Consider the following 20,001-nt stretch of genomic DNA (forward strand, 5'->3'; position numbering starts at 1 on the left):
AAGAAACATATCAGCTCTTCGTAAAATTCGCATGACAGAATCGAAACTCTTTCGATCGCCGCAGCAGAGATAGGAAGCCCGGCTGATTCAGGCAATGGGCCGTTTCGTTAAAAGTCGACATGCCTCGAAATGACCGATTTGGTTAATGCCGGAACCACCTCGCTCACCAGCCTTCGTCGAGCACCTTTTCCAGCATGTCGGCGAAGAAATCCGCGCTTTCAATGCTGAGGCAGAGCGGCGGTTTGATCTTCAGCACATTTTGGTGATCGCCGGTCGGCTGCATGATGACGCCGAGGCTCAACAGCCGGTCGCAGATTGCCGCCGTCTCTTCGGTCGCCGGCTCCAGCGTCGTTCTGTCGCGGACGAATTCGAGCCCGAGATAGAGGCCCATGCCGTGCACGGCGCCGGCGATCGGATGGCTGTCGATCAGCGCGGCAAGCCGCGCCTTCAGATGATCGCCGACCGTGCGCGCATTTTCCTGCAGCATTTCCTCGGCCATGATGTCGAGCACCGTCATGCCGGCGATGCAGCTGACCGGGCTGCCGCCGGTGGAGGAAAAGAAAGTGCCCTCCTTCTCCAGCGACCGAGCGATCTCCCGGGTGGTGATGACGGCGCCGAGCGGATGGCCGTTGCCCATGCCCTTGGCGATGGTGACGATGTCGGGCACCACCCCTTGCTGTTCGAAACCCCAGAAATAATGTCCGAGCCTGCCATAACCGACCTGCACTTCATCGGCGATGCAGAGGCCGCCGCGGGCGCGCACCTGTGCGTAGATCTCTCTGAGATAGCCATCCGGCAACGGAATGCCGCCGGCATTTCCGTAGACCGATTCGCAGATGAAGCCGGCAAGGCCCTCGCCGCCGGCGTCGATTGCTTCCAGCACCGGCGTTATGGCGCCGAGATAGCCGGCGGCCGTATCGGGGCCGCGGAAGGCGCCGCGATAGGTATTCGGTGACACGACCGCATGCACCCAGTCGGGCCGGGTGGTCAGAGCCTCAGGATTGTCGGCGATCGAGGTGGAAACGGCGTCACTTGCCGACGACCAGCCATGATAGGCTTCGAGCAGGCAGAGCATGTTGCGCGATCCGCTATGAGCCTGCGCCAGCCGGATCGCCAGATCGTTCGCCTCAGAGCCGCTGTTGACCAGGAAGACCGCGTCCAGCCCGTCCGGCAAAAGTGCTGCGAGCCGTTCGGAAAATTCCGTGATCGCGGCATAGTGGAAGCGTGAGTTGGTGTTGAGCCGCAGCCATTGGGCGCTGATCGCCGCCGCAAGCTTGGGATGGCCATGGCCGAGAATGGAGACATTGTTGACCATGTCGAGATAGGCGCGGCCCTCGACATCGAACAGATGCTCCTTCCAGCCGCGCTCGATCTGGGGCGGCGCTGCGTAATAATTCTTCTGAGCCCCTGCCAGATGCGCCTGCCGCCTGGCGAGCAGCGCGGCGGTTTCAGGTTTCGGCGCATCGGCTCCAGGGCCGAGAAGCAGCGAGGGCGAAGGGCAGAGCACCGACCAGGCCGCCGTCTCGCGCGGCGTGGCAAAGAGCGGCGGCTCAAGCCCCGCGACGCTGCAAAGCTGGACGCGCAGTCCGCCGAGCGACGAAGCCTCGCCGACGACCGTGCCGAGCGGCTCGCCGCTTGCAAGCTCGGCGCCGTCCTCGACCGTGGGGTCGAGCCCGTCGAGGTGCAGGGTCATGCCGTCGCCGGTCAGTGTCAGATGCTGGTCCTTCCAGCCGATGCGGCCGGCGAAGGGCGCGGCAACCGCGCTGCCGGCGGCAAGGCATATATCGATATGCAGGGCGCAGGTCGCCTGTCTGCCGGCGATTCCCGCCCGGGAAAGCCGATATTCGCCGTAGCGCGTCGCCGCCGTGCCGCTTTCGGTCGCAGCCCGGGCAAGCAGCCGCCAGTCCATGTCGGCATTCAGCCAGTTGCCGGCGGAAAAATGCGGGCTCCGCACCCCGAGATCGACATAGGCGATCCCGGCGGGATCGATGTCGGGCAGCAGCGGCAGCCATTCCGATGTTTCCGGGGCGGCGACATCGCCGCCGGCGGCCTGGAGGATTGCTGCTTCCATCAATTCGAAGGGAACCGACATCGCCGTATCGAAGATCGCCCGCTCGCGATCGAGATTGCCGCGGACATAGTCGTTGTCGGGATCGACCGAAATCTGCTGCTCGCTGCTGGCGACGAGAATGACCGCGCGGGCGACGATCAACGGCCAGAGCGCCTTCAGTTCGTCCTCGGTCAGCGGATAGATCGCCTGATAGGCGGTGACGGCAGGCAGGATGTGAAAAGGGTCGCCCGCGGCCTGATGCAGCAGCGAGGCACATGTGACGGCGAGGTCGCCGACCAGCCAGCCGCGGATGATGTCGCCGAAATCGATCACCCCGTCGGGAATGATATGGCCATGGGCGCTGCGATGGCCGACGACATTGTCGCCGGTGACGTCGTGATGCACCGCCTGTAGCCGAAGCGACGGCGCCAGGGGCTGGATGCGGCGAACGGCCATCACCATGGTTTTGGCGATCCGGTCGCGCGCGGTGCTGTCGGTGATGGCGGAAAGCAGTTGCACGGCGACCGGCCCCGCCCGCCGGAGATCCCATTGCAGGCTGCGGTCGAGGCCGGGATGGTTGAAATCGGCAAGCGCCTGCGCCAGCCGCGCGCAGAGAGCGCCCAGTGCGGCGACGGAGGCCGGCGCCAGATAGCTCAGTTCCGTCAGCCCCTGGCCTTCCAGATATTCCAGCAGCCGGACCTGGCAGCCTTGCCCGCGCACGGTGAGCACGACGATCTCGCGTCCGTCATTGGCGGCGATCACATTGGGAACGCGCGGCGCATCCTGCCTGCTCTTGAGGTGATGGATCGCCGCATTCTGCGCCTCGAGTTCGCGGGTCTCGTAGGCGGCATGGCAGATCTTCAGAACGTAGCGGCCGCGATCGCTATCGACGCGGTAGTTCCGATCCTGCTGACTGCCGAGTTCGGCTATGGTGCCGGACAGGCTGTAATGGGCAAGAAGGATCTCTTCCGCGTCCGCGACGGTGACGTCGGGACGCGGCAGCGTCATGCGATCAACAAGCGCCTCGTCGGTCATGACACCCCTCCCGCAGCATGATTCGATTATCTATTGAAGGCGATAATCAAATACTTGCTGCTGGCAGGCAACGGGAGATTGCCGGTTGCCAGCAAAAGAGATGTGGGTCTCGACCGCGTTCAACCCATGCGTTCGGAAGCGTAGCTGCCGGGGCTTGCCGGGAAGACGACGGTTCTATTGCCGTTGATGAAGGTGCGGTGATGGATATGGGCGTGGATGGCGCGGGCCAGCACCTGGCTTTCGACGTCGCGGCCGATCGAGACATAGTCGTCGGGCGACTGAGCATGGGTGATGCGCGCCGTGTCCTGCTCGATGATCGGGCCTTCGTCGAGATCGGCGGTGACGTAATGGGCCGTCGCCCCGATCAGTTTGACGCCGCGGCCATAGGCCTGCTTGTAGGGGTTGGCGCCCTTGAAGGACGGCAGGAAGGAATGGTGGATGTTGATGATCTTGCCCGACATCTTGCTGCACATCTCGTCCGACAGGATCTGCATGTAGCGGGCAAGCACGATCAGCTCGGTGCCGGTCTGCTCGGCCACCGACATGATATGGGCTTCGGCCTGCACCTTGTTGGCCTTGGTGACCGGAATATGGTGGAAGGGGATATCGTGGTTGACCACGACCTTCTGGTAGTCGAAATGGTTGGAGACGACGCCGACGATGTCGATCGGCAGGGCGCCGATCTTCCAGCGGTAGAGCAGGTCGTTGAGACAATGGCCGAAGCGCGACACCATCAGCAGCACCTTCATGCGCTTCTCGCTGTCGTGGAATTCGTAATCCATCTCGAATGGTGCGGCGACGGCGGCAAAATCGGCGCCGATCTCGGTGCCGGAAAGCCCCTCCTCCGAAATGAAGGAGACGCGCATGAAGAACTTGCCGGTATCGAGATCGTCGAACTGCGAGCTGTCGATGATGTTGCAGCCCTTCTCCGCCAGATAGCTCGAAATCGCCGCAACGATGCCGCGCGTCGATTTGCAGGATACCGTCAATACATAGCTTCTCATGTCTTTCCCTCTTCCCTCTGCAAGGCCGCCGCCGTGCTTAGATCAAAGCCCGGGCCGCGAACAGGCCGGTGCGCTTTCATTCATGCGACAAATTGCAAGGCAAACCATCATGCTTCTGCAAATTCTCTCACGCTGGGCCTAGCTTAGGAGAAGTTACGCGAAAAACTGTGCCGCCAGCGCCGTGGGCATGCGTATTCTCGCCTCAAGTGCCGATTTTAGGCCGGCGGGCGGCCCGCCACCGCGACCTTGCGGCGGGGCGTGGTGATTTCGTGGATGATGGCGCCGCCGATCGACGAGAGCACCAGCGACAGGATCACGAACAGCACCGGCTGCTGCAGGATACCGATCGGCAGGCGGTCGGCGGCGACCCTCAGAAACGCGAGCGTGAAGGCGTGGGTGATATAGATGCTGTAGGAACAGTCGCCGAGATAGTTCAGCCATGTGAGGACCGGCAGCCTGGAAAAATCGATGGAGACCGCGCCGTAGACGATGAAGATCGCCGGAATCCCCCAGGCGTAGAACCGGCTTTCCGGCGGCATCAGCGCCTCGTTGATGAGGAGGAACGCAAAGCCCATGGCCAGTGCCGCCCATGCCCAGCGGTTCGGCAGAAGCACCTTCTGCCGGTAGAGCCAGCCGAGCACGGCGCCGGCGAGAAACTCCAGGATGATCGGCTCGCCGTAGAACCGGGTGGCCGTCATCTCCGGCAGCAGCCGGCAGGCGATCAGGATGACGGAAAAGACGGCAAACATCGCCGGGATGCGGCGGGCTTCCGAGAGCGGCAGCAGCAGCGCGAAGATAAGATAGAAGAACATTTCGTAGTTCAGCGTCCAGCCCGGCACGACGACGGGGGTGATCGTGTTCGGATCGGCGGCATTGGCCCATGGCAGAAAAAACAGCGAGGCGATCAGATGCGGCAGGTCGAACACTGTCGATTTCAGCAGTGACGGGGCCACCAGCGCCACGACAGCCGAAAACAGCGTTGCCAGCCAATAGAGCGGGACGATGCGTTTGATGCGCCGGCGGGCGAAATCGATGGGGCTCATCGCCCGTCCGCTCGTCGTCAGCCACATCACGAAACCGCTGAGCACGAAGAAGATGTCGACGCCGGTCTCGCCATAGACGAAGGCAGTCGCGTCGAGCGCGGGATTGACCTTGGCAAGCTGCAGGATCGCGTGGAAATAGACGACCATCAGCGCCGCGACGGCGCGCAGATATTGAAGCTGGACAAGCATCTGATGTCTTGCTCCCCGGGGCTTGCGGGCGACGGTCTCCACCGTGCCGCTGCGGTCAACTCTCTACATAAGCCGCACGATCCTGCCGGATGCGCGGGCTGTCGTGGAAGCGCATATATCCGACGACGAACCACAGGAGCCCGGCGATCTTCATCGAGAAAACGGCGGTCCCCCCGATCATCATATTCAGAAAAATGAAAAGAGAAAGTGAATGGGCGCAGCGCCGCTGCGCCGCCGTGCGCCCGGCGGGAAAGAGGCAGACGAACAGCCAGAGGGCGATGACGCCGAAGATCGTCGCCGCGTAGATCAGGTAGACATAGCCGCTGTCGGCAAATTCCGCGACCCGGTCGACCGAAAGGCCGAGGACGGCGAGCGGATCGAGCTCCATGATCTTTTTCATCGTCAGGTTGATGCGGCCGGTGAAATTGTCGCCGGTCGCATTGGGCTTCAGGGTGTAGACGAGGAAACCGGCGGCGACGATCAGCGGCATCAGCGCCAGATTGAAGTTCCTCGGGATCTTCGGAAAGACGAAATAGCCGACGATGCAGGCAAAACAGAAGATCAGCATCGTGCGCGTATCGTTCGTCACCAGGATCAGCACCGCCGTGCCGACGAACAGCAACCGATCCCAGCGGCCTAGTCTTTCCCACATGGAAATCAGATAGATCGCGATCACGCCGCAGAAATTGGCGAGCGACACCTGTTCGAGGAAGATCGACGACGAGCGGTGGTCGATGATGCCGAAGGAGAAACGCTCGGGAAAACCGAGCGCGTTCTGGAACAGGCCCGTTGTGTTGTAGCTCAGCGGCAGCAGCCCGCGCGTATTGGCGAAATAATCGGACGGATGCACGATACTGACAAAAAACGGCACGCTGACGATCTCGAAGATCAGGAAGATCATGACGGCAAGGCTCGCCCAGCGAAAGGCGAGCTTCATGGTTTTCTCGTTGCTCCAGCCGCCAAGGCCGGTAAAGCAGAAGATAATCAGCACGTTGCGGAAATGATCGACGAACAGCATGCGGTTGAGCACGCTGACATAGATGGTCACCACAAGTGTGAACAGCAGGAACAGGAAAGCTGGGAGATCGGTCTCGTAGATCCCCTTGTGCAGGATGTAGATGAGGGCGCTCGCCAGGATCAGCCCTTCGCTGGCGGCGACATGCGTCATCGAGAGCGGCATGATATTGTGGTTGATGAAGGCGAGAATGCCGTTGTAGAGCACCGACAGCAGGCCGAGCCAGAGCAGGGGATAATCGGTCCGCGAGGCTGCGCCGGCTGCACTGCCGGCTACAGAGAAAGCTGCCTTCTGGTCGACGGCCGCCACTGTCACTTCCTCGCCGGCTTGACGCTGGCGCAGGCGCCGGCTCTGGCTTTCGCCGAACTGGCGAGGAGCCGCATCTGCGGCCGCTCAGCGCCCTTTTGCGGCTGGACGTTGAACGGCTCGTCGGCCGGCCACCATTCGCCCGCCGCCCAATAGGACCAGCCGAGCCAGGCGTCGCCATTGTCGGACATGGTGGCATAGATTTCGGTCAGCCCGTTCATGCAGTCCTTGTCGGCGGCGGCGCCGAATTCGCCGAGAAAGCCGCGCTTGTGGTTCTTCTTCAGCCAGGCGGTGACGCCGGCGATCGCTTCGACAGCGGCGGCGGCACCCTCGCAGGTCGGATGGGTTCCGGAGGAATCGATGTCGAGATACTGGTGGACCTCATAGGCGTAGAAGTCGAGCGGATCGCGCACGCCGAGCATCACCGTGCCATTGGGGCCACCGATCACATCCTTCTCCCAGCTGTGAGCGCCGCTCCAGGCGGTGCCCGGCACCAGGATGAGGTTGCGGGCGCCGACGGCGCGGATGCTGCGGATCGCCGCATTGGCGGCATCGAGCCAGTCCGTCGCCTTGATATCGTGCGGCTCGTTCATCAGGCCGAAGAGAACGCCGTCCTGATTGGCGAATTCGACCGCGAGCCTTGCCCAGAAATTACCGAAGGCGGCATCCGTCGCCGGCGCCGTGCCGACCTGCGTCTTGTCGTAATAGCCGAAATTATGCGGGTCGAGCAGCACGGCCATTCCGTGCTTGCGGATCAGGCCGACGGTATCTTTGATCCGCTTGAGTTCGTCCTCGTCGAGCCGTCCGCCGAGCGCCGGCTGCAGCCGCTCCCAGCGGAAGGGCAGCCGGATCACCGACATGCCCTTCTTGGCGAAATAGCCGATCGTGTCCTCACTGGGATAGGTATAGTTCGTGCCGTAAATGCCGTCGCGATCGCCATATTCGCCGCCGGAAAGATTGACGCCACGATAACAGGGCGCGTCGGCCGCAAGGGCCGGCGGGGGGACGAGAGCGGCCGCAAGCAGCAGCGCTGTCAGATGTCGTCTCGTCCTCATGGTTACCCTCGTAATCCAGGCAAATCGCAACATCGGCGTCGCTCGAATTATTTTAACGGTCCGTTAGCTAAGAATTTCTAAAGTCTCAGCACCTCGGCTTCAGTCTTTGATGCTGGGCGGGACACGAGTGCGCGTATGAACCAGTATGACAGGAACAGGGTAAGCCGGCTCCCTGGCTGGCGCAGTTATGAGTCGCCTCAGACTGCGCCGGAAGGCGTGCGTACGCGCAGTCCTGTGGTCCGTCCGGACGATTTCGTCCCTCCGGCGCCCGAACCTGCCTCTCCTGCCCCCGCTCCTCCCGCCTTTGTGCCGCCGTCGGCAAGTGTTGCGCAAACCCGCCAATCCGAACGCCCGGCGCCTGCGCCCCCGCCCCCGATTGCGCCCATGAAACAGCCTGTCGTCGACGCGCCCCCGGCCGCAGCCTCCGCATCGGCCGCACCGCTTCTCGACCTCCGCTCCAGCGTCGCCGCGATCTGGAGCCGGCGGCTGATCGTGCTCGGTCTGGCCCTTCTCGGTGCCGTTGCCGGCGGAGTGGTGGCGCCCACCATCGGGCAGAAATTCACCGCCGTCAGCAGCCTCTATTTCGATCCGCGCCAGATCGGCCTTGCCGATGCAGGCGGGCAATCGTCGGGGCCTTCGCCGGAAATGATCTCGACGCTGATCGACAGCCAGGTGCAGATCCTGACCTCGGGCAACGTGCTGCGCCGTGTCGTCGAGACCATGAAGCTCGATCAGGATCCGGAATTCACCGGCGGCCGCACCGATGGCGCCGCCGTGATCGGCGCCCTGCAGAAGGCATTGGTCATTACCCGCCAGGCCAGCACCTATGTCGTTTCGCTTGCCGCGACGACCAACGATCCCGAGAAATCCGCACGGCTTGCCAACCAGGTCGTCACCTCCTTCACCGAGGAAGAAAACAGCGCCTCGAACGGCATCTACGAAAACACCTCCTCGACGCTTGACGGACGCCTCGACGATCTGCGCCAGAAGGTGCTGGAGGCCGAGCAGGCCGTCGAAACCTTCCGCGCCGACAACGACATGGCCGCCACCGAAGGCAATCTGATTTCCGACCAGCGGCTCGTCTCGCTGAACACAATACTGGTGACGGCGCAGGAAAAGACCATCCAGGCCAAGGCCCGCGCCGATGCCGTCGCCAATCTGCGCGTCGAGGACATCGTTGCCGGCAATCAGGCGGAGGGCGGCGTCACCTCGCCGCTGGTCAGCCTGCGACAGCAATATGCCACCCAAGCCGCTGCTGTCGGCAGCCTCGAAAGCCAGATGGGCACGCGTCATCCCCGCCTGCAGGCAGCCCGCTCCTCGCTGCAGAGCATATCAGGCGAAATCAAGGGTGAATTGCAGCGTCTCGCCACCTCGGCAAGGGGCGAGTACGAGCAGGCCAAGGCCGCCGAGGACAGTATCGCCAAGGAGCTTGCCGTCCAGAAAGCGCTGCAGGCGAGCACTTCGGACAAGCAGGTGGAACTGAACGAATTGCAGCGCAAGGCGACGGCGGCGCGCGATATCTATGAGACGGTGCTGAAGCGCTCCAGCCAGACGAGCGAGGAGCAGAACCTCAACCAGAGCAACATTCGCGTCATCTCGCCGGCCGAGCCGCCGGTCAAGGCCGACGGGCCGGGAAAGAAGATCCTGCTCATCGCCGGCGTTATCGGCGGTCTTCTCGCCGGTTTCGTCGTCGGCGCCGGTTTTGCGATCCTCGCCGGCCTCTTCAGCCATCCCGTCATCAAAAGCTATTTCAGGAAATCGCCGGCTGCGGCTGCTTGATCACGATCCCCGGTTCTCCTACATCCTGTGAACGGCCTATTGCCGGCAGGAGAATTCCAATGCGGCTTGTGATGGTGCTTCTGATGTCGCTCGTTGCCGTGTCCAGCCTGGCACCCGCGTCGGCCTTTGCCGTCGACTGGACGAAATCACTCGATTCCGGCGTTCAGCCCCTCTACCCCTACAAGGGCCTGCCCGGCGTCAAGGCGCAGCCGGACAAGAAGGAGGAGGAATCCTATAATTGCCGCACCGAAACCGTCCAGATCCGCCGCCGCTACGACGAGATCTTCCGCTCGGGCGGCATGCCGACGCTGATGTATGTCTGCGAACGCGACGGCTTCATCTCGATGGACGACAAGGTGCCGCTGCGCGGCCACTATCAGCCGGTGCGGTAAGCACCTCAGCCGGTCGGCAAAGCCGCCGGATGTAGCTGTTGGGTCGATCGCCGACCGAATATTTGACCACGCCCTCTTCCTCGGCGCGCTGCAGCAGCAGGCTTTCGGCTGCCGCAAAGCCCAGCCGCTTGTATAGGCCGATCGCGTCCCCGGCACGCTTCTTGCATTGTTACTAATATTCTAACCCGTGGGGAGAAAGTGCCATGCAATGGAACACATCGGCGGATTTTGCGCCTCTTGTTCTCTTTGTCGGAGCCCGGCACAAGCGCAAGATCGTCAGGACGCTGCGCGACGCAGCCGAAGTTCTGATGGTGGACTGGCCGTTTGAAGATGGAGAGGAATATGTCGCGGCGGTGAAGGCTTGCGCCGATGCCGTCATGGGACAGGCTGGGATGAACGAACTCAGGGAATTGCTTCTGAGCGCCGCCAGAGAAGCGGGCATGGGGGTTCTGACTGTTATTCCCGACAGCGGGAAGACGACGGCCGAAATGGCCGCGTGAATGCCACAACCACTCTATCCTGCGCCGACCGAAGCGGCGCTGACGCATGAGATGCAAATGCTGCGAACCGCCCGATAACGGAAAGCTCTACTGATGGCTGCTGCGGGATACCGCTCCGCCGCCCGCTTAATGTCGGCAGATGCATACGCCCTCACGAAAAACCTCACTTCGGAATCCCGAAATTCCCCCGCTTCGGGATTCCGAAATCCGCCGAGTTTTGCGAGATGTCGTCGTGGGGAAACATCGAATGATTGTAAGCGTTGTTCCGGGCACACCGCCTTGACCAGGACGGGTTTGAAGGGTCGAGAGCCAGCCATGACGTGGATCGGAATTATGCGCCAAAACGAGCTGGCAGCCGATGTTACTTACGCAGCATGTGAAGGTCGAATCGAGCGATTTCCGTTTCCAGCACATCTAATTGCTCGCATGTTTCCGCAATAATTACATCGGTGCGGTCATAATTCCCAAGGATGCGCACCCCGTATCCCTCAAGGTATATATCCATGAACCGAGCCTCGCGCAGACTGCGCCGCAGTATGCGTTGAAATTCGGAGCTTGCGGAAACTATGGGCCGAAGCACTCCTGAAAAGTTCACGATGGTGCCGGCGTTTCCGAGATGATTATAGAGCGCGAGAAATTTTCTCTCCCCGGCTAAATAATCCTGAAGTTGATTGGCCTTTAAGGCACTTTCATAGGTGAACAAATTTGTCGCCGTACATTCCGCTTCGGTCAGCCAGTGATCGAAAACAGAGACAAATGCAAAAGGTACGCCCAGACTGGCAATCTCCTGATCGCCAATATCGGGAAAGTGGTCCTGGTGCGGAATATTGACGGCCATAACGCTGCTCAGACAAGGTGGTCCAGAGCTACCTCTATGAGTTGCAAGCTGTCAATCGTCTGCGTCTCGGCAATAGAACCTTTGAGCACATATCACACCACCAAGTTATTCCACGGCAAGAGTTCTCCTAATCGGCTCTGCTTGTGGCCATTGACGATGGCGGTCAGGGTCCTGGCCAAATATGCATACGGATCGACGGCATTGAGCTTGCACGTCTCGATCAGCGACGCGATGATCGCCCAGTTCTCCGCTCCAGCGTCATGTCCGGCGAAGAGCGCGTTCTTCCGATTGAGAGCAATTGGCCTGATGGTTCGTTCGACGGAATTGTTGTCGATCTCGACGCGACCGTCGGTCAGGTAGACGCAGAGCCCATCCCAGTATTTGGCGACATAGGCAAGAGCTTCTCCGAGCGGCGACTTGCCCGCGACGCGGGCACGGTGATGCGTGAGCCAGGTCCGCATGTCGGCGATCAATGGCGCTGACCGTGCCTGTCTTCCGGCCATGCGAGCGGCGGCGTCGAGACCGCGCAGCTCAGCTTCGATGCGATAGAGTTCACCGATCCGCTTCACGCCTTCCTCTGCAATCGGTGTCGAGCCGGTGCGAGTGATCTCGACTAGCTTGCGCCGTGCGTGCGCCCAGCAATAGGCCAGCCGGATATCAGAGGCGACACGATCCGGCGCGATCAGCCGATTATATCCGGCGTAGCCGTCGACCTGAAGGATGCCCGTAAATCCTTGCAATATCCGCTCGGCATGAAGCCCGCCGCGACCGGGAGCATAGCTGAAGGCGACGCCCGGCGGCGCTCCTCCGTCCCAAGGCCTGTCGTCGCGGGCCAGCGCCCAGAAATAGCCGGTCTTGGTCTTGCGCGATCCGGGATCGAGTACCGGTGCACGCGTCTCGTCCATGAACAGCTTGGTCGAACGCTTCAAATTGGCGATCAGAGCGTCGAAGACCGGACGAAGTTCGAATGCCGCCCTGCCGACCCAATCGGCAAGTGTCGAACGGTCGAGATCAACGCCTTGGCGGCTCATGATCTGGGCCTGTCGGTAGAGCGGTAAATGATCGGCGTATTTAGATACCAGCACATGTGCGATGGTCGCCTCTGTCGGCAATCCGGCCTGGATCAATCGGGCGGGCGCTGGAGCCTGAGCGACGCCGTCGGTGCAGGCACGGCAGGCATATTTGGGACGACGGGTGACGATGACACGAAACTGCGCCGGAGTAACATCCAGCCGCTCGGAGACGTCCTCGCCGATGCAATGCAGGCCGCCGCCGCAGGCGCAGATCACGCTTTCCGGTTCGATGATCTCCTCGATACGAGGAAGATGGGCGGGGAGAGAGCCGCGATTGGCGGCGCGGGGTTTAGGCTGCGGCTTCCCAGAGGGGCTATCGGCTTCGTCTTCGGCATGAATGGAGGCAATGGCCGTTTCCAGGTCCTCCAGTGCGAGATCAAATTGTTCAGGATCGGCCCTCTCGGATTTGCGGCCGAAGGCTGCCTGCTTGAAAGCGGCAACCAGCTTCTCCAGCCGCTCGATCCGGTCATCCTTGCGAACTTCACGCGCTTGCGCCGCGATCAGCATGGCCTTCAGCGCAGCAATGTCGTCTGGAAGATCGGCGGCATACAACATACTCGAAGTTTATCAAACCCCGTCACGCTTCGCCGGAAAAATCCATCGCCCGAGTCACCGTGCCGCATCTATTCGATGGCGTCCGGCGGTCTCGCCTCCACGGAGCGAACCCGACGCCAGTCGAGGCCCGCAAACAACGCTTCGAACTGCGCATGGCCCAGTGTCATCAAGCCATCCTTGATGCCCGGCCAGGTGAAGGTGTGCTCTTCCAGCCGCTTGTAGGCCATCACCAGACCGCTGCCATCCCAGTAGATCAACTTCAGCCGGTCTGCCTTCCGGGACCGGAACACGAAGACCGTCCCTGTGAACGGGTCCTTGTGCAGTTCGTTCTTGACCAGCGCCGCCAGGCCATCGTGGCCCTTACGGAAATCGACGGGCTTGGTGGCCACCATGATCCGAACCCGGTTCGACGGAAAGATCATGCTGGGACCGCGCAGGCACGCGCGACAGCGGCGATGCGGGCGGCAGATGCGCCTTCTTCCAGCCGAATGGTGACGGACCCGACAATGATCTCGGGACGGCTGGCCTTCTTGATCGGTGGTTCCGAAACAGGTGGCTCGACCATGACCGCTGCGAACTCCACCGCATCCTCAGGTGCAGGCAGAACCAGCTTGCCTTGCCGCGCCATCGTACGCCAGGTGGAGAGGTGGTTTGGCTTCAAACCATGTCGCTCGGCAACCTCATTCACCATCACTCCGGGCCGAAGACTCTCCGAAACGATCTGCGCCTTTACCTCGTTCGGCCAGTGTCGGTTAACCTCACGACCAGACTTCCTGGTCGTGAGAACCTCCAATGTACTCTCCATGGAGAAACTCCCGTTGCGCGTCCATGGATAGGCGATCACAGATCAGGGCGGCGAGGACAACGTGGGGACGGAACACCGGTTACGAATGATTTCAAGCCCGCAACCAATTTCGGGATTCCGAAGTGCTATATAGATTATGGTAGGGAGTTCCCGGGATCGCAGCCAGTTCTAGTCCCGAAGAGACGGTTAGGCCTCTAGATCAAGCTGGAGTGGAGTGCCGGCCGCTTCGGCGACTTTAGGCTTCCGATTTTTTACCGCACGGCGCGGTGGCTTTGTGATCTTCGGCAGTGTGTTGGAGTCGAACTCGTCTGATTCGGAGCCGACCAGCAGCGGATAGGCAGCAAGGACCGCACCGGTCGAGGGTTCATCAACGACCTGTTTGGGCAGAGGCATTTCAATGGCCAGCTTGGCGGCTGACGCCTCGCGCGCCTCGAAGGCTCGGGGGCGCTGACTACGGATGCGGCGTATCGGATCATCACAAGGCTCCATGTTGTTCGCTTTATGTTCCATTCGGCAATGAACAAGTCAATGGCGGCTGGCTATCGGTGACCGGAATAGGCGCCAATATGGATTTTGAAAGTCCTTGGAGTTTGAGCAGACAAGCCTTGAACGCATTGTTGCTGGCCTTCCACAGGCATCAAATGCGTAAATTTTGGAAAGGCTAACGTCTTGATCCTGGTAGCGATCAAGAATGGAATAGTGCCCAGAAGAGGACTGCGCATTTTCGCCCTCTCAATGTTGATTTTCTTGCATAATTATGGACGATCCGCAAGAGTTGTTACAGGCTTCGGTTACGCCTGCATCAATCAACATCTGGTATTGCCAGCTCTAAGCCCGACGGCTCTGTTGTGCTGTCGGCTTTTGAGGCTTTTACCGTACGCCACTCGAAAAGTTTTTTGACCCCCGCCTCGGTGAGACTCCAGAAGAGGGCCATGTCGCCCTTGGTAGTCTTAGTGTAATGCGTTTGGATCAGGCCCAAAGCTACTAACTGCACCCTTATCGTCTTAAAAGCCTGGTCTCGGACCTGGGGAGTCCGTTTATGATTCGAGCGTTCCCTGCGTAGAAGGCCATCGGCGAGCTTGAAATTCACCGCTCCATCCGCCGGATGAACCTGAAGGTCGGGGCCAATCAGCGAAAATATCTCTTTCCAAGTCACCGGCACAGAAATGGCGGTCTCCCGGACTCCGGTGGAGTGGTAGTCCTCCCAATAAAGCGGGACCTCGTAAACCTCATCCACACTGGCTAGGTCTGGCAGCGAGTTCACACTTCGCTGCTTTTCAAGTTGAGCTCGAAGAGACTCTACCTCTTTAAGGAGTTTGTTTTGTTCCACAACGTCCGCCTCCGACGATACCTTATCGGCCCGTACCCAGCCGGTGGCCGGATAGGTTTTGATGGTTTTGTTAAGGCTCAACGCGACCAGACCCGGAAGCTCCTTTGCCTCCCTCCAGAACCTCACAAGCCGGTTGGACTGCACCTTAGCTCGGAAGGCTGTCAGTTTTTCACGCAAGCCCGGGTCGGTATCCGTATATCTGGCGGGAATATCCTCAGGCGCTTCGTGCACGAAAGCTAACACCTTCAGTCCTCTGCTGATGGCGTAGTCATACTCCATCTCGGTGTAGCTAATGCCAGTAGTGGACACCGAACCATAGCGACCTCCTAGAATGAGAATATAGTAGTCGCAATCATCAATGACGCGCTTAATAAAGTTCCACTGCTCCTCGTCCATTGCTGGGAAGAGCTCCATGCCTGCCGGGATGCAATCCATCTCCATCAGGGTCTGAAAGACGGCACTTCGTTCATTTTGCAGGTCAACAAACGTCGAGCTTACGAAAACTTGGTAACGCACGTCCATGGCGATCTCCCGCAGGTTGTCCAAGAGATACAACTGGTCGAACTGTGCGACAATCCAATTTGGTGGCCCGCATCGTGCAATCCCCAATTCGCCAACGTCCATAGGGGTCACATATCTCAGAAGCTATCCCCGTGGCAAAAGTCTGCGGGAAAGCCTATGTGCCGTCTACGCCCATCAGGATTTCTTTCTGAGCAGCAACTGCACGGCATCGTGGAGCTGTTTGTCGTCTTGCTTCAAGGTGGCGATTTTCTCCACGAGGTCTGTCAGCACGAGGCGAACAGCTTGCGCGGCGGCAAGGCAGTCCTCATCGCTCTCATCATGCAGCCCGACACTGAGGGCACCATGGAGCGCTAGCAGCGGGTTGTGACCATTTATGAGAAGTCCCTGTGGGAGTGCTGACTTGATTGCCCCAATGGCTTTCGTGAAGGCAATTTCCTGCTTAGCCTGTTGCAGTTCGTCTATGATGGCCTGAGGCGCATTGACTGTGCGGCAGACCTTTATGATTTCCTCAAAGATATCATTCTTGTGGTTTTCGACCACCCGCCTGTAGTAGGCAAATGCTGCGACGCCATAGCCAAGATTCTCACATTGCCGCCCCTTCTGAAACATCTTGGCGTCCTTGCCAAAGAGCCTGAGGACTTTGTTGGGCACGGGGACCCCAAAGGGAGGCATCTCCCCATACTTGTAAAGTTGACCTGAAGGTTTGTCGTTGAAAATTGCGTAAAGCGAAAACAGTTTTGTTTGGTCGTGACAGTCACCACACTGGTAATATACGTTGAAACTCGCAGCTGTGCGGCTGACGCTGATGACTTCCTCATTAGGGCACCGAAACGTTCGATCCCCTCCGCATTGCTGGCAGTAAAGTCGCAAATCGGGCGGGGAAATAACGCGCTGCGTCACGCCACCTCTGCTCTGCAATTTCCACAGATCATGTATGGGCCTAACTACGGAGGGGTGGGTGTTCTCTAGAAATTGCCTGAAATAGGTAGCTTCAACAGCTTCTTGGGCTTCTTCTTCTTCCTCGACGGTATCTATATCGGCCATTTTATAACTCGCTAACTGCGATTCACCTGCTTGTTGTATTCTAACGGCTCGTGCCGCTAGCAAACAAGGGCATCGCTTCCGACTTTCGCAGGGGTCACATATCTCAGGGGCTATCTGCGTAGCAGCGGCGGCGAGTTTCCCCCGCGCGCTTCCCATGGGATCCGATGCCAACGACATGCCACCCTGCGGCCACCCGATCGCAGCCTAAGCGCTCAAACAGAAAGGGCCACGGCTCGCTCACCATGACCCTATTCGTTACCCTCTCGCGCATGGGGTCTCCGGCAAGTTGCTTGCTGGGACGGACTGAAGATAGTGCAGGTGCACGACGCTGGGAGGTGCACAGTGGCGACCCACCATACGCTTGCGCAGATCGGCGGGAATACGCTTTAGGAAGTGGGGATTTTGGTAGCCCTTAGGAGCCATTGGACGGATAAGCCTTAAGCGCATTGTTACCGGCCTTTGTTACAAGGGACAAAATGCGCAACTTATTGGAAAGGCTTAACTCCTTGATCCTGGTAGCGATCAAGAATGGAATGGTGCCCAGAAGAGGACTCGAACCTCCACACCCTTTCGGGTACCAGCACCTGAAGCTGGCGCGTCTACCAATTCCGCCATCTGGGCGACGGAGAGCGATGTAAGGGGGCGGCTCCTGACTGTCAACCGGGTTTTTGAAGTTTTTCTGACAGTTGGCGAAAAACAGTTGATCACATGCGGGGGAGTGGCCGGAGGGCAGGCATAGCGCTTCACTTGCTACGCCCTATATAGAGGAAATATCGAAAGGAATGCCCCATGCCAGTTGCCCGCACGCTTCTGTTCGCCGGTCTTCTTGCTGTTTTCGCGCCAGCCATGGCAGGCGCTGATTCGCTGAAGCTGGGCAAGCCGGGGGTCGGGCCGCTCAATACGGGCTCGACGCTCTGCGATTTTCGCGGCTGTTTCGGTTTCGGGCCGCAGCAATGGCATCGCCCCGCCTATGTCCAACCGAATTACCAGCCGCGCGGCGCGGGACCGACCTATTACCTGCCGGGTGCCGCCGGGCGGCCGCAGCTGACCTATGATCCGCCGCCGGTGCGCCGGGTGCAGCCGGACGCTCCGAACAAGCATATCGCCTGGTGCACCAATGAATACCGCTCCTACAATCCGAGGACGGATCACTTCCTCACCTATGAGGGCGTCTACAGGGTCTGCCGCTCGCCCTATCGCTGAGAGCGTTGCGGTCAGCTTTCCAGCGAAGCGCGGTCGACATGGCCGAGATCGCGGCCGGGCTCGACGATATCGCGAACCCGCTGCTTCAGCTCCTTCGGACCGGGAAAGCCGCCGTCGCGCTTGCGTTCCCAGATCAGGTCGCCGTTGACGCGGATCTCGAAATTGCCGCCGGTGCCGGGGATCAGCGCCACTTCGCCAAGGCTGTCGGAAAAAGTGTGCAGCAGTTCCTGCGCCATCCAGGCGGCGCGCAGCAGCCAGTTGCACTGGGTGCAGTAGAGGATCGAGACGCGTGCTTTTTCGGTCATGGCGGTTTCCTTTCGTTTGCGTGGATTTAAGCCCTTGCGGCGTGCTCACGCAATGGCGCGCAAGCATCTTGCGCGTCGTTCGGCGGCATGGTCTCTTCCATCGTCGGTCACACCGGGAGAACCCATGCGAGTCGCAGTCGTCGAAAATATGCGCAATACCGGTCTTGGCGCGCTTGCCACGGCACTCGACGAGGCGGGAGCTCATATCGAGTGGTTCCGCGTGTGGCAGGACGGCATCTTGCCGCCGGATATATCCGGCCATGACGCACTTGTCGTTCTCGGCGGCGAGCAGAGCGCGCTAGATGATGAGACGCATGCTTACCTGCCAGAGCTCGTGCGGCTTTCGCGCCGCTTCGGTGATGCCGGCAAGGCGGTACTCGGCATCTGCCTCGGCAGCCAGATCCTCGCCCGCGCTTATGGCGCCGACAATCATCTCGGCACCGCCCGCGAGTTCGGCTGGCACGGGATCGGCGTCACCGCCGAGGGCAGGGCCGATCCGCTGCTGTCGGCGCTTGGCGGTGAATTCACCATTTTCGAATGGCATGCCGACACGTTTTCCCTGCCCGAAGGTGCGGTGCGTCTGGCGACGAGCCCGGTCGCCGAGAACCAGGCCTTCCGCATCGGTCGCGCCGTCTATGGCACCCAGTTCCATTTCGAGGCCGACCGAGCAGTTGTTGAGCAATGGAAGGCGGAATTCCCTGATACGATCGCCCGCATCGCCCCCGGTTGGCTGGAGAACCATGCCGAACTGGCGGCGCGGCATGGCGTCGCCGCCGATGCCGCCGGCCTTGCCATCGCGCGTGCCTGGGTCAGCCTGATCGAACCGGCAGAGATCGGAATATTGGCGGAGGCCTCGGCTTGAGAGGCGACGCAATGCCGGCGAGCGAACGCGAGAAGATGGCGGCAGGCGAATGGTATTGCTGCCTCGACGACGAGCTCGATCTCTTGCGCCGCCAGGCGCGCCTGGCGGTCCATGCGCACAACACGCTGCCGCCGGACGAGCGCGGCGCCATGGCGCCAGCCCTGAGGGCGCTCTTTGCGGGCGTGGCCCCCAATGTCTTCATCGAAGCGCCGTTTCACTGCTCTTACGGCATCAACATCACGCTCGGCGAGCGCGTCTATTTCAATGCCGGCTGTACCATCCTCGATTCCGGCCGGGTGACCGTCGGCGACCGCACGATGTTCGGCCCCGGCGTGCAGATCTATTGCGCCGAACATCACAAGGACCCGAAACTTCGCAGCGCCGGCATCGAGATCGCCCGGCCGGTTGCGATCGGCAGCGATGTCTGGATCGGTGGCGCCGCCATCATCCTCGGCGGGGTGACTATCGGCGATGGTGCAATCGTCGGCGCGGGCGCCGTTGTTACGAAGGACGTGCCGGCGGGCGCAACCGTGGTCGGCAACCCGGCGCGGCGGATAAACGCCGTCTGAAATTCGGCCTGCCTCGCCTCCCTCGACAATGGCGCCGGCTCCGCTAGATCACGTGGCGGAAGGGGAGAGATATCATGACAGCACAGAACCTACCCATGGAAGGCGGCTGCCGTTGCGGCCAGGTGCGGTTGAAGATCAGCGCGCCGCCGCTGCTGGCCATGGCCTGCCATTGCACAGGCTGCCAGAGGATGACTGCGAGCGCCTATTCGCTGAGTGCCGCCATCCCCAGTGAAGGCTTCGAGGTGACGAAAGGCGAGCCTGTCATCGGCGGCCTGCACGGCGTTACGAAACATTATTTCTGCCCGCATTGCATGAGCTGGATGTTCACCCGCCCGGAAGGCATGGACTGGTTCGTCAATCTGCGCGTGACCATGCTCGATGATCCCAGCTGGTTTACCCCCTTCATTGAGACCTGGACGAGCGAGAAGCTGGCCTTTGCCGAGACCGGCGCCGTGTACAGCTTTGAGGCGCTGCCCGAGATGGACGCCTATGAAGGGCTGGTGAAGGAATATGTGGGTCGGGGATGA

At 60.6% G+C, this 20,001-nt stretch carries 20 protein-coding genes and 1 tRNA gene; 7 read left to right on the top strand and 14 right to left on the bottom strand.

Annotation, left to right across the window (positions count from 1 at the left end; translation table 11 throughout):
- Positions 1-163 precede the first annotated feature (163 nt).
- The 5 genes from BBJ66_RS01095 to BBJ66_RS01115 form a co-directional block, all read right to left on the bottom strand.
- On the bottom strand, positions 164-3,085 hold the full coding sequence (locus BBJ66_RS01095) for an aminotransferase (RefSeq protein ID WP_071084366.1): 2,922 nt from the start codon (positions 3,083-3,085) through the stop codon (positions 164-166).
- A gap of 119 nt (positions 3,086-3,204) precedes the next feature.
- On the bottom strand, positions 3,205-4,089 hold the full coding sequence (gene purU, locus BBJ66_RS01100; protein ID WP_071084368.1) for a formyltetrahydrofolate deformylase: 885 nt from the start codon (positions 4,087-4,089) through the stop codon (positions 3,205-3,207).
- 215 nt (positions 4,090-4,304) lie between these two features.
- Complete coding sequence (locus BBJ66_RS01105; RefSeq protein WP_071084370.1) at positions 4,305-5,321, bottom strand: acyltransferase family protein; 1,017 nt, start codon at positions 5,319-5,321, stop codon at positions 4,305-4,307.
- A 55-nt stretch (positions 5,322-5,376) separates the two neighbouring features.
- Positions 5,377-6,645 (bottom strand): hypothetical protein, encoded by a 1,269-nt coding sequence (locus BBJ66_RS01110; protein WP_049735674.1) that lies wholly within the window; start codon positions 6,643-6,645, stop codon positions 5,377-5,379.
- A 2-nt stretch (positions 6,646-6,647) separates the two neighbouring features.
- On the bottom strand, positions 6,648-7,697 hold the full coding sequence (locus BBJ66_RS01115) for a glycoside hydrolase family 5 protein (protein ID WP_071084372.1): 1,050 nt from the start codon (positions 7,695-7,697) through the stop codon (positions 6,648-6,650).
- 135 nt (positions 7,698-7,832) lie between these two features.
- Between BBJ66_RS01115 and BBJ66_RS01120 the strand changes: the two genes are divergently transcribed.
- The 3 genes from BBJ66_RS01120 (at position 7,833) to BBJ66_RS01130 (ending at position 10,368) form a co-directional block, all read left to right on the top strand.
- Positions 7,833-9,476: a GumC family protein gene (locus BBJ66_RS01120; RefSeq protein WP_071084374.1), complete on the top strand. Its 1,644-nt coding sequence runs from the start codon at positions 7,833-7,835 to the stop codon at positions 9,474-9,476.
- Between the two features lie 59 nt (positions 9,477-9,535).
- A complete protein-coding gene (locus BBJ66_RS01125; RefSeq protein WP_049735671.1) occupies positions 9,536-9,868 on the top strand; it encodes a hypothetical protein in 333 nt (110 codons plus the stop codon).
- A 203-nt stretch (positions 9,869-10,071) separates the two neighbouring features.
- Positions 10,072-10,368 carry a DUF982 domain-containing protein gene (locus BBJ66_RS01130; RefSeq protein WP_071084376.1) on the top strand — a complete coding sequence of 99 codons (297 nt, stop codon included), beginning with the start codon at positions 10,072-10,074 and terminating at the stop codon, positions 10,366-10,368.
- Positions 10,369-10,729: 361 nt separating this feature from the next.
- On the opposite strand, the gene BBJ66_RS01135 is transcribed toward BBJ66_RS01130, so the two are convergent.
- The 8 genes from BBJ66_RS01135 to BBJ66_RS01170 all read right to left on the bottom strand — a co-directional run bounded on the left by BBJ66_RS01135 (position 10,730) and on the right by BBJ66_RS01170 (position 17,156).
- Entirely contained in the window at positions 10,730-11,206 is a 477-nt protein-coding gene (locus tag BBJ66_RS01135) for a hypothetical protein (RefSeq protein WP_071084378.1), read from the bottom strand.
- A gap of 92 nt (positions 11,207-11,298) precedes the next feature.
- On the bottom strand, positions 11,299-12,834 hold the full coding sequence (gene tnpC / locus BBJ66_RS01140; RefSeq protein ID WP_071084380.1) for an IS66 family transposase: 1,536 nt from the start codon (positions 12,832-12,834) through the stop codon (positions 11,299-11,301).
- A gap of 68 nt (positions 12,835-12,902) precedes the next feature.
- Positions 12,903-13,256 carry an IS66 family insertion sequence element accessory protein TnpB gene (tnpB, locus tag BBJ66_RS34480; RefSeq protein ID WP_071084382.1) on the bottom strand — a complete coding sequence of 118 codons (354 nt, stop codon included), beginning with the start codon at positions 13,254-13,256 and terminating at the stop codon, positions 12,903-12,905.
- On the bottom strand, positions 13,253-13,639 hold the full coding sequence (gene tnpA / locus BBJ66_RS34485; protein ID WP_071084384.1) for an IS66-like element accessory protein TnpA: 387 nt from the start codon (positions 13,637-13,639) through the stop codon (positions 13,253-13,255). The genes tnpB and tnpA overlap by 4 nt, the downstream gene beginning before the upstream one ends.
- Positions 13,640-13,825: 186 nt before the next feature.
- A complete protein-coding gene (locus BBJ66_RS01155; protein ID WP_244511611.1) occupies positions 13,826-14,149 on the bottom strand; it encodes a poly(hydroxyalkanoate) granule-associated protein in 324 nt (107 codons plus the stop codon).
- Positions 14,150-14,441: 292 nt separating this feature from the next.
- Positions 14,442-15,491 (bottom strand): DUF4062 domain-containing protein, encoded by a 1,050-nt coding sequence (locus BBJ66_RS01160; protein ID WP_071084948.1) that lies wholly within the window; start codon positions 15,489-15,491, stop codon positions 14,442-14,444.
- A gap of 174 nt (positions 15,492-15,665) precedes the next feature.
- Positions 15,666-16,535 (bottom strand): hypothetical protein, encoded by an 870-nt coding sequence (locus BBJ66_RS01165; RefSeq protein ID WP_071084386.1) that lies wholly within the window; start codon positions 16,533-16,535, stop codon positions 15,666-15,668.
- Positions 16,536-17,069: 534 nt separating this feature from the next.
- A tRNA-Leu gene (locus BBJ66_RS01170) sits at positions 17,070-17,156 on the bottom strand.
- 168 nt (positions 17,157-17,324) lie between these two features.
- Here BBJ66_RS01170 and BBJ66_RS01175 point away from each other — a divergent pair.
- Positions 17,325-17,738, top strand: coding sequence for a BA14K family protein (locus tag BBJ66_RS01175; RefSeq protein ID WP_071084388.1), 414 nt, complete (start codon positions 17,325-17,327; stop codon positions 17,736-17,738).
- Positions 17,739-17,749: 11 nt separating this feature from the next.
- On the opposite strand, the gene BBJ66_RS01180 is transcribed toward BBJ66_RS01175, so the two are convergent.
- Positions 17,750-18,043, bottom strand: a complete 294-nt coding sequence (locus BBJ66_RS01180; RefSeq protein WP_071084390.1) for a SelT/SelW/SelH family protein — start codon at positions 18,041-18,043, stop codon at positions 17,750-17,752.
- Positions 18,044-18,167: 124 nt separating this feature from the next.
- Between BBJ66_RS01180 and BBJ66_RS01185 the strand changes: the two genes are divergently transcribed.
- From BBJ66_RS01185 to BBJ66_RS01195, 3 genes are all read left to right on the top strand, one after another.
- The gene (locus tag BBJ66_RS01185; protein ID WP_071084392.1) at positions 18,168-18,905 is read left to right on the top strand and encodes a type 1 glutamine amidotransferase; all 738 of its coding nucleotides are present in this window, start codon (positions 18,168-18,170) and stop codon (positions 18,903-18,905) included.
- Between the two features lie 11 nt (positions 18,906-18,916).
- Positions 18,917-19,474, top strand: a complete 558-nt coding sequence (locus tag BBJ66_RS01190) for a sugar O-acetyltransferase (protein WP_071084394.1) — start codon at positions 18,917-18,919, stop codon at positions 19,472-19,474.
- A gap of 74 nt (positions 19,475-19,548) precedes the next feature.
- Positions 19,549-20,001, top strand: a complete 453-nt coding sequence (locus BBJ66_RS01195) for a GFA family protein (protein ID WP_071084396.1) — start codon at positions 19,549-19,551, stop codon at positions 19,999-20,001.

It is taken from the genome of Rhizobium sp. RSm-3 (assembly GCF_001854685.1).
Classification (GTDB): Bacteria; Pseudomonadota; Alphaproteobacteria; order Rhizobiales; family Rhizobiaceae; genus Rhizobium; species Rhizobium ecuadorense.